Origin of the sequence: Actimicrobium sp. GrIS 1.19 (genome assembly GCF_035984655.1) — a bacterium.
Classification (GTDB): Bacteria; Pseudomonadota; Gammaproteobacteria; order Burkholderiales; family Burkholderiaceae_D; genus Actimicrobium.
The window spans coordinates 38,481-50,963 of record NZ_JAXCHT010000007.1 but is presented as its reverse complement, the minus strand read 5'-3'; the positions used below and the strand labels follow the sequence as shown (position 1 = coordinate 50,963).

General features: G+C 61.5%; 14 protein-coding genes. 7 read left to right on the top strand and 7 right to left on the bottom strand.

Annotated features, from left to right (window positions below; genetic code table 11):
• Positions 1–17: 17 nt before the first annotated feature.
• The 4 genes from argF to RCH09_RS07240 all read right to left on the bottom strand — a co-directional run bounded on the left by argF (position 18) and on the right by RCH09_RS07240 (position 3,555).
• The gene (argF, locus tag RCH09_RS07255) at positions 18–938 is read right to left on the bottom strand and encodes an ornithine carbamoyltransferase (protein WP_326940392.1); all 921 of its coding nucleotides are present in this window, start codon (positions 936–938) and stop codon (positions 18–20) included.
• 93 nt (positions 939–1,031) lie between these two features.
• Complete coding sequence (rsgA, locus tag RCH09_RS07250; RefSeq protein ID WP_326940391.1) at positions 1,032–1,931, bottom strand: ribosome small subunit-dependent GTPase A; 900 nt, start codon at positions 1,929–1,931, stop codon at positions 1,032–1,034.
• A gap of 3 nt (positions 1,932–1,934) precedes the next feature.
• Entirely contained in the window at positions 1,935–2,282 is a 348-nt protein-coding gene (locus RCH09_RS07245) for a 4a-hydroxytetrahydrobiopterin dehydratase (RefSeq protein ID WP_326940390.1), read from the bottom strand.
• Between the two features lie 16 nt (positions 2,283–2,298).
• On the bottom strand, positions 2,299–3,555 hold the full coding sequence (locus RCH09_RS07240; protein ID WP_326940389.1) for a M48 family metallopeptidase: 1,257 nt from the start codon (positions 3,553–3,555) through the stop codon (positions 2,299–2,301).
• 56 nt (positions 3,556–3,611) lie between these two features.
• Here RCH09_RS07240 and orn point away from each other — a divergent pair, with 56 nt between their 5' ends.
• From orn to RCH09_RS07225, 3 genes are read left to right on the top strand one after another with little or no spacing between them, the layout of a single operon-like run.
• Positions 3,612–4,211: an oligoribonuclease gene (orn, locus tag RCH09_RS07235; RefSeq protein ID WP_326940388.1), complete on the top strand. Its 600-nt coding sequence runs from the start codon at positions 3,612–3,614 to the stop codon at positions 4,209–4,211.
• A 60-nt stretch (positions 4,212–4,271) separates the two neighbouring features.
• Positions 4,272–5,477, top strand: coding sequence for a 3-oxoadipyl-CoA thiolase (gene pcaF / locus RCH09_RS07230; protein WP_326940387.1), 1,206 nt, complete (start codon positions 4,272–4,274; stop codon positions 5,475–5,477).
• Between the two features lie 7 nt (positions 5,478–5,484).
• Positions 5,485–7,017 carry an MFS transporter gene (locus tag RCH09_RS07225; RefSeq protein WP_326940386.1) on the top strand — a complete coding sequence of 511 codons (1,533 nt, stop codon included), beginning with the start codon at positions 5,485–5,487 and terminating at the stop codon, positions 7,015–7,017.
• Positions 7,018–7,183: 166 nt separating this feature from the next.
• On the opposite strand, the gene RCH09_RS07220 is transcribed toward RCH09_RS07225, so the two are convergent.
• From RCH09_RS07220 to RCH09_RS07210, 3 genes are all read right to left on the bottom strand, one after another.
• On the bottom strand, positions 7,184–7,408 hold the full coding sequence (locus RCH09_RS07220) for a CopG family transcriptional regulator (protein ID WP_326940385.1): 225 nt from the start codon (positions 7,406–7,408) through the stop codon (positions 7,184–7,186).
• Entirely contained in the window at positions 7,405–7,824 is a 420-nt protein-coding gene (locus RCH09_RS07215; protein WP_326940384.1) for a putative toxin-antitoxin system toxin component, PIN family, read from the bottom strand. The genes RCH09_RS07220 and RCH09_RS07215 overlap by 4 nt, the downstream gene beginning before the upstream one ends.
• A gap of 81 nt (positions 7,825–7,905) precedes the next feature.
• Positions 7,906–8,601: a UPF0149 family protein gene (locus tag RCH09_RS07210; protein WP_326940383.1), complete on the bottom strand. Its 696-nt coding sequence runs from the start codon at positions 8,599–8,601 to the stop codon at positions 7,906–7,908.
• 104 nt (positions 8,602–8,705) lie between these two features.
• Between RCH09_RS07210 and RCH09_RS07205 the strand changes: the two genes are divergently transcribed.
• The 4 genes from RCH09_RS07205 to RCH09_RS07190 are packed head-to-tail and all read left to right on the top strand — an operon-like array spanning position 8,706 to position 12,413.
• The gene (locus RCH09_RS07205) at positions 8,706–9,692 is read left to right on the top strand and encodes a serine/threonine protein kinase (protein ID WP_326940382.1); all 987 of its coding nucleotides are present in this window, start codon (positions 8,706–8,708) and stop codon (positions 9,690–9,692) included.
• A gap of 36 nt (positions 9,693–9,728) precedes the next feature.
• Positions 9,729–10,601 (top strand): S-methyl-5'-thioadenosine phosphorylase, encoded by an 873-nt coding sequence (locus RCH09_RS07200; RefSeq protein WP_326940381.1) that lies wholly within the window; start codon positions 9,729–9,731, stop codon positions 10,599–10,601.
• Between the two features lie 49 nt (positions 10,602–10,650).
• Positions 10,651–11,526 carry a phosphate/phosphite/phosphonate ABC transporter substrate-binding protein gene (locus RCH09_RS07195; protein ID WP_326940380.1) on the top strand — a complete coding sequence of 292 codons (876 nt, stop codon included), beginning with the start codon at positions 10,651–10,653 and terminating at the stop codon, positions 11,524–11,526.
• An 8-nt stretch (positions 11,527–11,534) separates the two neighbouring features.
• Entirely contained in the window at positions 11,535–12,413 is an 879-nt protein-coding gene (locus RCH09_RS07190) for a PhnE/PtxC family ABC transporter permease (protein ID WP_326940379.1), read from the top strand.
• The last annotated feature ends 70 nt before the right edge of the window (positions 12,414–12,483 follow it).

Here is a 12,483-nt window from a genome sequence, read left to right as displayed (position 1 = left end):
TTCAATTAACAATTTTTTTACAGCATGCCCAGGACCAGATATTCGAGCAGCGCCTTTTGCACATGCAGGCGGTTTTCGGCTTCGTCCCAGACCACCGACTGCGGACCGTCGATGACGTCGGCCGAGACTTCCTCGCCGCGATGCGCGGGCAGGCAATGCATGAACAGTGCATTCGGCTCGGCGCGCTGCATCTTGGCCGCATCGACGATCCAGCCATCGAAGGCCTTCAGGCGCGCGGCGTTTTCTTCTTCATACCCCATGCTGGTCCAGACATCGGTGGTCACCAGATGCGCTCCGGCGCAGGCGTCGGAGGGATTGGCAAACAGCGTGTAGCGGGTATTGGTTGCAGCCACCAGCGCCGGGTCGAGATCGTAGCCGGCCGGCGTCGAGACATTGACATGGAAGCCGAACACTTCGGCCGCCTGCAACCACGAATACAGCATGTTGTTGGCGTCGCCGATCCAGGCCACGGTCTTGCCGGCAATCGAGCCGCGATGATCGATGAAGGTGAAGACATCGGCCAGTACCTGGCACGGATGGTGTTCATTGGTCAGGCCGTTGATCACCGGCACGCGCGAGTTGTCGGCGAAGCGCTGGATGATGTCCTGGCCAAAGGTGCGCACCATGATGATGTCGCACATGCGTGACATGACCTGGGCCGCATCCTCGACCGGCTCGCCGCGGCCAAGCTGGCTGTCGCGCGTATTCAGATAGATCGCCGCGCCGCCGAGCTGGTGCATGCCGGCTTCGAACGAGAGGCGGGTGCGGGTCGAATTCTTTTCGAACACCATCACCAGCGTGCGGTCGAGCAACGGGTGGTACGGCTCGTAGTTCTTGAATTTGCGTTTGATGAACTGCGCACGTTCGATCAAGTACTCGAATTCACCGAGCGAAAAATCGGAAAACTGCAGGAAATGCTTTATTGGTTTGCTGGACATAATGAAATCGGCTGAGCGGGACTCTGCCTGGCGCCGGTTGGATGAACAATTGATTATAAGGGATCGGATCGGCAATTCACCGCAGAAACCCGATCAATACAGCTTTTGCGATGACTCGTGCAACAGTTGCACGTACAGCGCGTGCCGGTACGGCAGGATTTCGCCCGCTGCCAGCGCTGCCAGGACGGCGCAGGATGGCTCGGTCAGGTGATGGCAATTGTAGTATTTGCACTTGCCCAGCAAGGCGTTGAATTCCGGGAAGGCACGTTCCAGCATGCCTTCCGACAAATGGTATAAACCAAATTCCTGGAATCCCGGCGAATCGATGATGGCAGTGTCCGGCGCGGTGCGGTACAGGCGCGTGAACGTGGTGGTGTGCTTGCCGGTATCGAGCGCGGCGGAAATCTCGCGCACCGCGATATCGGCGTCCGGCACCAGCAGATTGATCAGCGACGACTTGCCCATGCCCGACTGGCCGATCAGGATGGTCGAATTGCCAGCCAGCAGCGGCGCCAGCGTCGCGACTGCGGCCTCTGGCGCGGCGCGTGCCGAGACTTCATGCACCGGGTAGCCGAGGCCGGCATATTGCGCCAGCCGCTGACGGGTTTTGGCCAGCGATTCGGTCACGTCGATCTTGTTGAGAATCAGATGCGGCTTGACCCCGGCGGCTTCGGCCGCGACCAGTGAGCGCGACACCAGATCATCCGAAAAGCCCGGTTCGGTGGCGACCACGATGAATAATTGCGTGACGTTGGCGGCCAGCAGCTTGGATTTGTACTGATCCGAGCGATACAGCAGCGTGGCGCGCTCGGCGATCGATTCGATCACGCCCTGGTTCGGCGAGGTCAGCGCGACGTTGACGATGTCGCCAACCGCGACATCGCTCTTCTTGCCGCGGGTAACGCATTGCAATTTGATCGAATCGGTTTGCGCCAGATAATGCCGGCCATGCGCGGCAATGATCGTCGCGCTGATCTGTTCAGGCTTGGCCATGCGTCAGGTAAACGACTGCTGGAAAATTGCATCGACCTTGGCCGCGCAGATGAAATCGTTTTCGGAAATCCCGCCCTTGCCATGGTTGACCGAGTGGGTATCGAATTTGACGATGCAGCGGTTATACGTGACCACCAGTTCCGGATGGTGATCTTCCGCGTGGATGACGTAGGCGATGGCGTTGATGAAGGCCAGCGTTTCGTAGTAATCGTGAAAATCGAAGGCCTTGGTCACTTTGCCGTCGACCATTGCCCACCCCTTGATCAGCGCCAGCAGCTCATCGATGCCAGCAGTGGTCAGCGCGGTTTCTACCGGACGGCATTTCTTTTCGAGCAGATCGGTCAGTGTCATGGATGTTGTCCTTGGTTTAAGCCGCCAGCAGTCTGCTGATGCGCACGGTGGCGGGTGGATGGGAGTCGTAAAAGGCCGAGTGGAGCGGGTCCGGGGTCAGCGTCGAGGCATTGTCTTCGTACAGTTTCACCAGCGCCGATACCAGATCGCGCGCATCGGTGTGGGTGGCGGCAAACGCATCGGCTTCGAATTCATGCTTGCGCGAGCTGATCGAGGTCAGCGGTGCCAACAGAAACGTGAACACCGGCAGCACCAGCATGAACAGGATCAGCGCCATCGCATCGTTGCTGGCAAACGCACTCGGCTGCACGCCCAGGCCGGTGTAGAACCATAACTGGGTTTTCAGAAAGCCCAGCAGCGCCAGAAAGGCCAGCGACAGCGCGAACATCATCGCAATGCGCTTGATGATGTGCTTGAGCTTGAAGTGACCCAGTTCGTGCGCCAGCACCGCCTCGATCTCGGGTGGCGCCAGGCGTGCCAGCAAGGTGTCGAAAAACACGATGCGCTTGGCCGCGCCAAAGCCGGAAAAATACGCATTGCCATGCGCGCTGCGTTTCGAGCCGTCCATCACGAACAAGCCCTTCGACGCAAAGCCGACACGCTGCATCAGGCCTTCGATGCGGGCACGCAGACTATCGTCGGCCAGCGGCGTGAACTTGTTGAACAGCGGCGCGATCACGGTCGGATACAGCACCAGCATCAACAGCTGGAAACCGCTCCACACCAGCCACGCATAAAACCACCACAGCGCGCCGGATTTTTCCATCAGAGTCAGGATCACCCAGATCAGCGGCAGCCCGATGGCCGCGCCGAGCAGCACGCCCTTGAGCATGTCGGCGAAGAACAGGCCGCGCGTCATCTTGTTGAAGCCGAAGCGCTGTTCAAGCACGAACTGCTTGTAGTAATCGAACGGCAGATCAATCAGCCCGGAGATCAGCGCAAACGCCACCAGCAAGCCCAGCTGATACACCATCCCGGTGCCGATGAAGGGCGGCAGCAGGGCCGACAGCGCCTGCAGGCCACCCAGCAATGTAAAACCAATAAGTACCGCGGTACTGACCAGCAACTGCAGCAGACCGAAGCGGGTTTTGGCGCTGGTGTAGTCGGCGGCGCGCTGGTGCGCAGCGAGCGGTATTTTTTCCGCGAACTGGGCCGGCACCGCAGCCCGATGCGCCGCCACATGGCGCAGCTGGCGGCTGGCGAGCCAGAACCGCATTGCCAAAGTGACCAGTACAAAGCCGACAAACAAAATTGAAAACCCGAGTGAATACATGCTTTCCCTGTGAGAAAATGGGCCGCTGTAGAAGTAAAACGCGAAGGAAAACGATTATGTCACAAGCAGCCGAACACGCCGACGCATTGGCCGAGCCACAAACCGCCCTGCCGCGCCCGAACGAATTCAATCTGGTCTGGCTGGATATGGAGATGACCGGGCTGGACCCGGAGAACGATCGCATCATTGAAGTCGCGGTGGTGGTCACCGATTCGGAACTGAACATCCTTGGCCAGGGCCCGGTGTTCGCGATTCATCAGTCTGACGCGGCGCTCGATGGGATGGATGCGTGGAACAAGGGCACCCACGGCCGTTCCGGCCTGATCGAACGGGTCAAGGCTTCGACAGTCTCGGAAGCAGACGCCGAAGAAGCACTGATCGCATTTCTAAAAGACTACGTGCCGGCCGGAAAATCGCCGATGTGCGGCAATTCGATTTGCCAGGATCGCCGCTTCATGGCGCGCGGCATGCCAAAGCTGGAATCCTTTTTCCACTACCGCAATCTGGACGTTTCCACACTCAAGGAATTGTGCAAGCGCTGGAAACCGGAACTTGCCAGCGGTTTCAAGAAACACCAGAAGCACACCGCGCTGGCCGACATCATCGAATCGATCGAAGAATTGCGCTACTACCGCGAACACTTCATCAAGGCATAAACCGCTCTCGGCCGGGCCGGGATCGGATTTTTTCCAACGATAAATCATGCAAAGCACATCATGATTACTCAAGCCTTCATTTGCGACGCCATCCGCACCCCATTCGGCCGCTACGGCGGCAGCCTGGCGGCGATCCGGACCGATGACCTCGGTGCGATTCCGCTGGCGGCGCTGATGATCCGCAATCCGTCGGTCGACTGGGAGCAGGTCAACGATGTCCTGTACGGCTGCGCCAACCAGGCCGGTGAAGACAACCGCAACGTCGCACGCATGGCTGCCTTGCTGGCCGGCTTGCCAGTCGGCGTGGCGGCGGCGACGATCAACCGGCTGTGCGGTTCCGGCCTTGATGCGGTCGGTACCGCGGCACGCGCGATTCGCGCCGGCGAAGCCGGCATGATGATTGCGGGCGGCGTCGAATCGATGAGCCGGGCGCCGTTCGTGATGGGCAAGGCCGACACGGCGTTTGCCCGCGACACCCAGCTCTACGACACCACCATCGGATGGCGTTTCATCAACAAGCTCATGAAGACCCAGTACGGCGTCGATTCGATGCCCGAGACTGCCGAGAACGTCGCCGCCGAATTCGGCGTTGACCGCGCGGCGCAGGACCGCTTTGCGCTGAACTCGCAACGCAAGGCCCAGGCGGCGCAGGAACTCGGTTTCTTCGACGACGAAATCACCCCGGTCACGCTGTCGCACCGCAATGGCGATCCGCTGATCTTTACCCGCGACGAACACCTGCGCGCAACTTCCATCGAAGCGCTGGCCAAACTCAAGCCGATCGTGCATGCCGGTGGCACCGTTACTGCCGGCAACGCCTCTGGCATCAACGATGGCGCCTGCGCCCTGTTGCTGGCCGACGAACGCACCGCCCACAAGAACCAGCTGACGCCGCGCGCCCGCGTGATCGGCATGGCCACCGCCGGCGTGCCGCCGCGCATCATGGGCATCGGTCCGGCCCCGGCCACGCGCAAGCTGCTGGTGCAAACCGGCGTGACGATGGCGCAGATGGATGTGATCGAGCTCAACGAAGCGTTTGCCGCGCAAGGACTGGCAGTGCTGCGCGACCTCGGTTTGCGCGATGATGATCCGCGCGTCAATCCGAACGGCGGCGCAATCGCGCTGGGTCATCCGCTTGGCGCCTCCGGCGCCCGGCTGGTCACCACCGCGATCAATCAACTGCATCGGACCCAGGGACGGTTTGCCCTGTGCACGATGTGCATCGGGGTCGGGCAGGGGATCGCCTTGATCATCGAGCGGGTCTGATGACGGCATGCCGTTGACGGTGCAGCGCCTGCGCCCGGCGCTGCTGCCGTGGGCGATCGCGCTGGTGACCGCGCTCGACTATTTCGACAGTGCCATTTTCTCTTTCTTTGTACGCGCCATCGCCGATGGCGTGCATGCCTCGCTGACAGAATTCGTCTGGGTCTCGAGCGGCTATGCGGTGGCCGCCGTGCTGGGCATCCTGCAGCAGGAGTGGTGGGTCGAGCGGCTCGGACAGCGCCGCTATATCGCCGCGTGCCTGGCGTTGTATGCAGTGGGTGGCGTGCTGGCGGCGCTGTCGCACACGCCGCTGGAATTATTCCTGGCACGCTCGCTGCAAGGCTATTTCATCGGTCCGATGATGGGTGCGTGCCGCATCCTGATCCAGCGCGACTTTGGTGCTGCCGCGCGTCCAAAGGCGCTGCGGGCGTTTCTGGTCATGATCTTTTTGGGCGGCGCCTGCGCGCCACTGGCGGGCGGCTGGCTGGTGACGCAGTTCGGCTGGCGCGGCCTGTTTGCCTGCACCGTTCCGGTCGCCTTGATGCTGGTCGCGGCGACCCTGTTCGTGTTGCCCAACACAGGTAACCGCCAACCCGAGCAGCGTGGCGCGGCGCACTTGTGGCCTTACATGCTGTTTGCGTTCGGCCAGGCCGCCCTGCAAATTGTCTTGATGAAGGCGCGCTCCGAGCAATTGACCGGATCGCCTACTGTCCTGATGCTGGCGCTGCTGGGGATTGCAGCATTGGTCTGGTTCGGCTATCACCAGTGGCATCATCCGGCCCCTCTGATCAGCTTGCACGCGCTGCGTGAGCGACGTTTCCTGATCGGGCTGGTGCTGTTCCTGTTCTACTATTTCCTGTCGACCGGGTTCAGTTATCTGCTGCCGCGCATGCTGGAGGATGGCCATGGCTACAGCATCGAAAAGACTGGCTACCTGATCGGCTTGCCGTCGCTGCTGGCGGCCGTCACGCTGTTCGTCTGGTTCCGTTTTTCGCGACGGGTCAAACGCAAGAAATTCGTCATCGTGCCGGGCTTTTTACTGGCGCTGGTCGCGGCGGTCTGGATCGCCATGATGCCGCCGGATGCCGGCGTCGCAGCCCTGCTCGGACCGATGTTGCTGCGTGGCTTGCTGGTCATCTTCATCATCCTGCCGGTGGCCAACCTCGCTTTCAATATCTTTACCGATGACGAGTTTGCGCACGGCTATCGCTTGAAGAACATCGTTCGGCAAATGGCGATGTCGCTGGCCACGGCCTCGATCCTGATCCTCGAACAGCACCGGCTGGCACTGCACCAGTCGCTGGCGGTGGCGCAGGAGAGCTTGCGCAACCCGCTGTTCGCGCCCGCCCTGCAGGCGCTGGTACGTGATTTCAGTGCGGCCGGGAACAGTGTCACGGAAGCGCACGCCTTGGCGCTGGTCAGCCTGGCGCCGGCGATGGCACGCCACGCCCAGTTCCAGGCGCTGGTCGATGGGTTCTATTTTTTGGCCGCTATCGCGGTGGTGGGGGCGTTGTTTGCGGCGCGGCAGCGGCAGATTGACTGACGCTGCCGCGCAGTTGAATGCCCTCCCAACAACCCCATTCCCAGGCTTCCCTGCCGAGAAACTGTTGGGCCATCCGATTCAAACTTGCCACGTGATCGCTCTGGAGTAACCGCCAGGAAGTGCCGGCGCATGATGGGTCCTGCCGCGATCAATCAACTGCACCAGTCTAATTGCCGGTGGTTTGGCTACCAAGTCGATCCAGAATGTCCATCGCCTTTTGCGCATCACCCTGCGATGCCAAAGTGCGAAATCGATTTTCTGTATCCCATGCAGCAAGCGCCTGAGCGCTCATTTCTTCCACCAGTTTATTCACGCTCAAGCCGCGGCTTCGCGCCATGGATTTCAACCGGTCTGTCGTGTTGTCAGGCAATCGAATTGTCAAGATACTCATCGGTTTTTCTCCAGGTACTCTGCCGGTGTGTAAACACGCATTCCGTTTAGTAGCAATTCACCACGGCGAACGTCACGGACATTATGGGTAATGATTGCAGAGGCCCCGCCAGCAATTGCAAGTTCAATCAGGTGGTTGTCCGCCTCATCGGGCAAATTTGGGCGCCATCCGTAATAGACCGTCACCCATCGTCCGGCCTTTGCCAGGGCGGCCAGGACTTGCAGCCTCTCCTCGTTGGTCGTGGCGTCAGTCCAAACGGGACGCCCAAGAAAATCTTCGTATTCGAGCCACAAGACATTGCCAAACAATGGCTCAATCTTGCCCTGCAAAGCGTCGCGAAGAATCTGTCTTGAAGCGCCGCCTTCAGAGCGCATGCCTGCAACAAAGACGTTAGTGTCGATCACAACTGAAATCATGATGACAGCATAGGTGCCATCACAATCGCATGCAAACCTATCCTGGGTCGAGATCGCAAAACGGCGACAATCGATGCAAAATCATGCCTGACCTTCAGCCCCGCAGCACTTCTTGAACTTCTTTCCACTGCCGCACGGACAGTCATCATTGCGCCCGACCTTCGGCGTCTCGCGCTGCACGGTTTCGACGCCGGACTTGCGCAGCGGCGCCCAGAATTTCAGGATGTGCGGAATCGCCGCTTCCAGCTCGACCGTCATCTTGTGCGCCTTGAGCGGCGTATCGACCAGATGCATTTCGCTTTCTTCGATCTCTTCGGCGCCGAGCAAATAGATCGGTCGCATCAGGTCGGCCAGGTTGGAGGTCCAGATCGTTTCCCACGCCTCGGCGCGCAGTTGAATGCCTTCCCAGAAACCCCAGGCCCAGGCTTCGCCGTCGAGGACCTGATGGCCTTCCCATTCGAATTCGCAAAATAGCGGTTCGAATTCCTTTGGTGCAACCTCCATCGTGATCGCGATCTCGTTCATGAAGCGCGAGATCAGGCCGACGATGTGGTCGAACTCCTTGGGCGACTTGAACTTCGGTCCGTCCTCGCTGGACTCGCCCCAGACGCCGGGCAGCCACTCCTGCAGCGGCACCGGCTCGGGGCCGATCACCAGCGCGGTCAGGTAGCCGTGCAGTGAATCCATGGTCATGCCGTCATCGGCACAGCGGTCGGATAGCAGGAATTTGTCGAGTTCGTCGAACTCTTTGTCGGATAAAGGCTGGTCGAGGTGCATCAAAAGCTCCGGGCAAGATGGGGTTGGGCGTAGTGTATCCCCCTGTTTGCTGCAGCGCGCAGGAAATGCCATTGCGATGGCCGCGCGCGCCGTACAATGCGGCCATGACCCCTGACCCTTCGTTTGCCCAACTCAGTCCCGATCTGGTGCTTGATGCGCTCGACAGTATCGGCCTGCATGGCGACGGCCGTTTGCTGGCCCTCAACAGCTACGAAAACCGCGTGTACCAGATCGGCATCGATGACGGGCCACCGCTGGTGGCAAAATTCTATCGACCGGGTCGCTGGACGGACGCCGCCATCCTGGAAGAACATGCGTTTGTCGAAGAGCTGGTCGGGCTCGAAATCCCGGTGGTGCCGGCGATCCGCTTGCCGGACGGGCGCAGTCTGCACAATCTGGACGGCTTTCGCTTCGCCGTCTTCCCGCGTCACGGCGGCCGTGCGCCGGAACTGGAAGACCCGGCCACGCTGGAATGGCTCGGCCGCTTTCTCGGCCGCATCCATGCGGTTGGCGCGGTCCGGCCGTTTTTGCAACGGCCCAGTCTTGACGTCACCACCTTCGGCGAAGAGCCGCGCGCCTGGCTGCTGGAACACGGTTTCATTCCGCCCGAGCTGCTTGAAGCCTGGCGCACCGTGACCGCGCAGGCGCTGGACGGCGTGCGGCGTTGTTACGACCGCGCCGGCGATGTGGCGGTGCTACGGCTGCACGGCGATGTCCACAGCGGCAATGTCTTGTGGACCGATGCCGGTCCGCATTTTGTCGACTTCGATGACAGCCGCACCGGCCCGGCGATTCAGGATCTGTGGATGCTGCTGTCGGGCGAGCGCGCCGACATGACGCGGCAGATGTCGGACCTGCTGGCCGGCTACGAAGACTTTTGCGACTTCGATCCGCGCGAGCTGCATCTGGTGGAGGCGCTGCGCACGCTGCGTCTGCTGCATTACTCGGCGTGGCTGGCGCGGCGCTGGGACGATCCGGCCTTCCCGGTGGCGTTCCCTTGGTTTAACACGCAACGCTACTGGCAGGACCGGATTCTGGAGTTGCGCGAGCAAATTGCCTTGATGGACGAAGCGCCATTGTGGATTTCGTGAGATAAGCTCCGCACTTCACTACTCATCTGCCCAATCATGGAAAAAATCCGGTTTGCAATTCTCGGCGGCAGCGGCCTGTACCAGATGGAAGGTTTGCAGGACGTCACCGAACAGTTGATCCCGACGCCGTTCGGCAACCCCTCGGATGCGATCGCCATCGGCACGCTCGATGGCGTGCGGGTCGCGTTCCTGGCCCGCCACGGCCGCAACCACAGCGTGCTGCCGAGCGAGATTCCGTTTCGCGCCAATATCTGGGCGCTGAAAAGCCTCGGGGTCGAGTACCTGATCTCGGTCTCGGCGGTGGGCTCGCTGAAAGAACATCTGGCGCCACGCCAGATGGTGCTGCCGGACCAGTTCATCGACCTCACGCGCCAGCGCGCCGGGACCTTCTTTGGCGACGGCGCGGTGGCCCACATCAGCCTGGCGCGACCGGTCTGCGCCGCGCTCAGCGACGTGCTGGCCGACGCCTTCGCCGATGCCTCGCTGGCCGACGTCACGCTCCAGCGCGGTGGCACCTATGTCTGCATCGAAGGCCCGGCCTTCTCGACGCTGGCCGAATCGCGGCTGTACCGCAGTTGGGACGCCGACATCATCGGCATGACCAACATGCCCGAAGCGCGCCTCGCACGGGAAGCCGAGATCGCCTACGCGACGCTGGCGCTGGTGACGGATTTCGATTGCTGGCATCCGGGCCACGAGGCCGTCACCGCCGAGATGGCGATCGGCAACCTGACGCACAATGCGGCCGGCGCGCAGGCAATCCTGCGCGCTGCGCTGCGGCGGCTGGGTGCGAATGCGCCGGTGTCGGCCGCACACACCGCGCTGGCCCAGTCACTGGTGACGCAGCCGGCAGCAATGCCGCAGGCGACGCGCGACAAACTGGCGCCGCTACTGGAAAAATACCTGTAAGCCATTGGTGCGCAGCGCCGACCAGTTCAATTTGATCAAAGGAATTTCGATGCTCCGTTTTGTTTCCCGCCTTGCCGCCTTGTTGTTGACCACCGCGCTGGTTGCCAGCGCCGCCTTCGCCGCCGAGCCATTGCGGCTGGGCGTCGGACTGTTCCAGCCCGACAAGGAAAAGAACGACGCCACCTATCGGCCGCTGGCCGAATATCTGTCCAAAAAACTCGGCCGTCCGGTCGAACTGCGCACCGTCGACAGTTGGGAAGGACTGGCAAAATCGCTGGCCAACGGCGAGACCGATGTCGCCCTGATGGGGCCGTGGGGCTATGTCCTCGCCAACAACCAGGCCGGTGCGCAGGTGGTCTCGACCATTCTGTATGACGGCAAGCCGGAGTATTTCGCCCTGGTCATCACCAATCCGAAATCCGGCTTGAACAAGCTGGAAGATTTGAAGGGCAAGACCTTTGCGTTCGGCGACAAGGGCTCGACCTCCGGCTATCTGATCCCGACCCACCAGTTCCTCAAGATGGGCATTCCCGACCCCGAGAAATTTTTCAGCAAGGTGCTCTACACCAAACACCAGGCGATCGAGACCCAGGTCACGCGCGGCGAACTCGATGCCGGCGCCGACTACGACCGCAACCGCAACGCCATGATCGAGCAGGGGCTGATCAAGGCCGCGGACAGCAAGATCATCTGGACCTCGGCGCCGCTGCCCAACGATGCCGTGGCGGTCAGCGCCGAGCTGTTCAAGGACGCAGCCTTCGTCGCCAAACTGCAGGCCGCACTGGTGCAGGTGGGCGATGAACTGAAAACCAATCCGGCGCTGCTGCCGGCGCATTACACCGGCTTCGTCAAAAGCGATGACAAGTTCTACACGTCGATTCGCGATGCGGGTCTGGCGACCGGCAAGCTGCAGCCGCGCAAATAAGCCAGCCCGTGCGCAAACCAACCGCCGCCCGGCTGCGGCTGCAACTGTTTGCGCTGCTGTACGGCATCCTGATCGTCGCCAGCGTGATCAGCTTCGTGCAGGCCGGTGACTTCCAGTTCGGCCGCAAGCCGCTGGAAAACCTGTTCAAGACCGCCGCGGAAATGTCGCACCCGAGCCTGTTCGACGCCTGGTTCGGCAATCCGCATCTGGAATTCACCAATGACGCCGGCGTCGTGCTGCGGGTCGACGATCAGCGTCTGGTCGAGCGGCGCTATCTGGCCGGTTTGCTGGATGCGATCTGGATCACCCTCAAGGTCGCCACGCTCGGCTCGCTGCTGGCGGCCGTGGCAGCGTTGCCGTTCGGGGTGATCGCCGCGCGCAACATGGCCGTGCCGCGCCTGCTGGCCGCGCCAGTGCGGCTGCTGCTGGACGCGGCGCGCGCGATCCATGCGCTGGTGTTCGGGCTGCTGCTGGTCGGCATCATCGGACTGGGGCCGATGGCGGGCATCCTGGCCATTGCCTTGCACTCGTTCGGCACCTACGGCAAGCTGTACGCCGAAGCGATCGAAAACATCGACGAACGGTTGATCGCCTCCGGACTGGTGCTGGGCATGACGCCGCTGCAAACCGTGCTGTACGCGCTGCCGCGCACGCTGTTGCCGCAGGCGCTGTCGATTCATTTGTACATCTGGGAATTCAATGTGCGCGACTCGACCGTGCTGGGCATGATCGGCGTCGGCGGAATCGGCCTGCTGGTGTCGGAGGCGGTCTCGCTGTTCCAGTGGGGCCGGCTGGCCACCTTGCTGATTGCCATCGTGCTGTTGGTGCTGAGCTTCGACCGCATCAGCCGGCGCTTGCGGGTCGAGCTGGCGGCGCGCACGCGCTGAATCGATTGTAAGGCGCAGCCACACCCGCGCGACAGAACAACGGTACAGTGCGACATTCCTTCGCCGATTT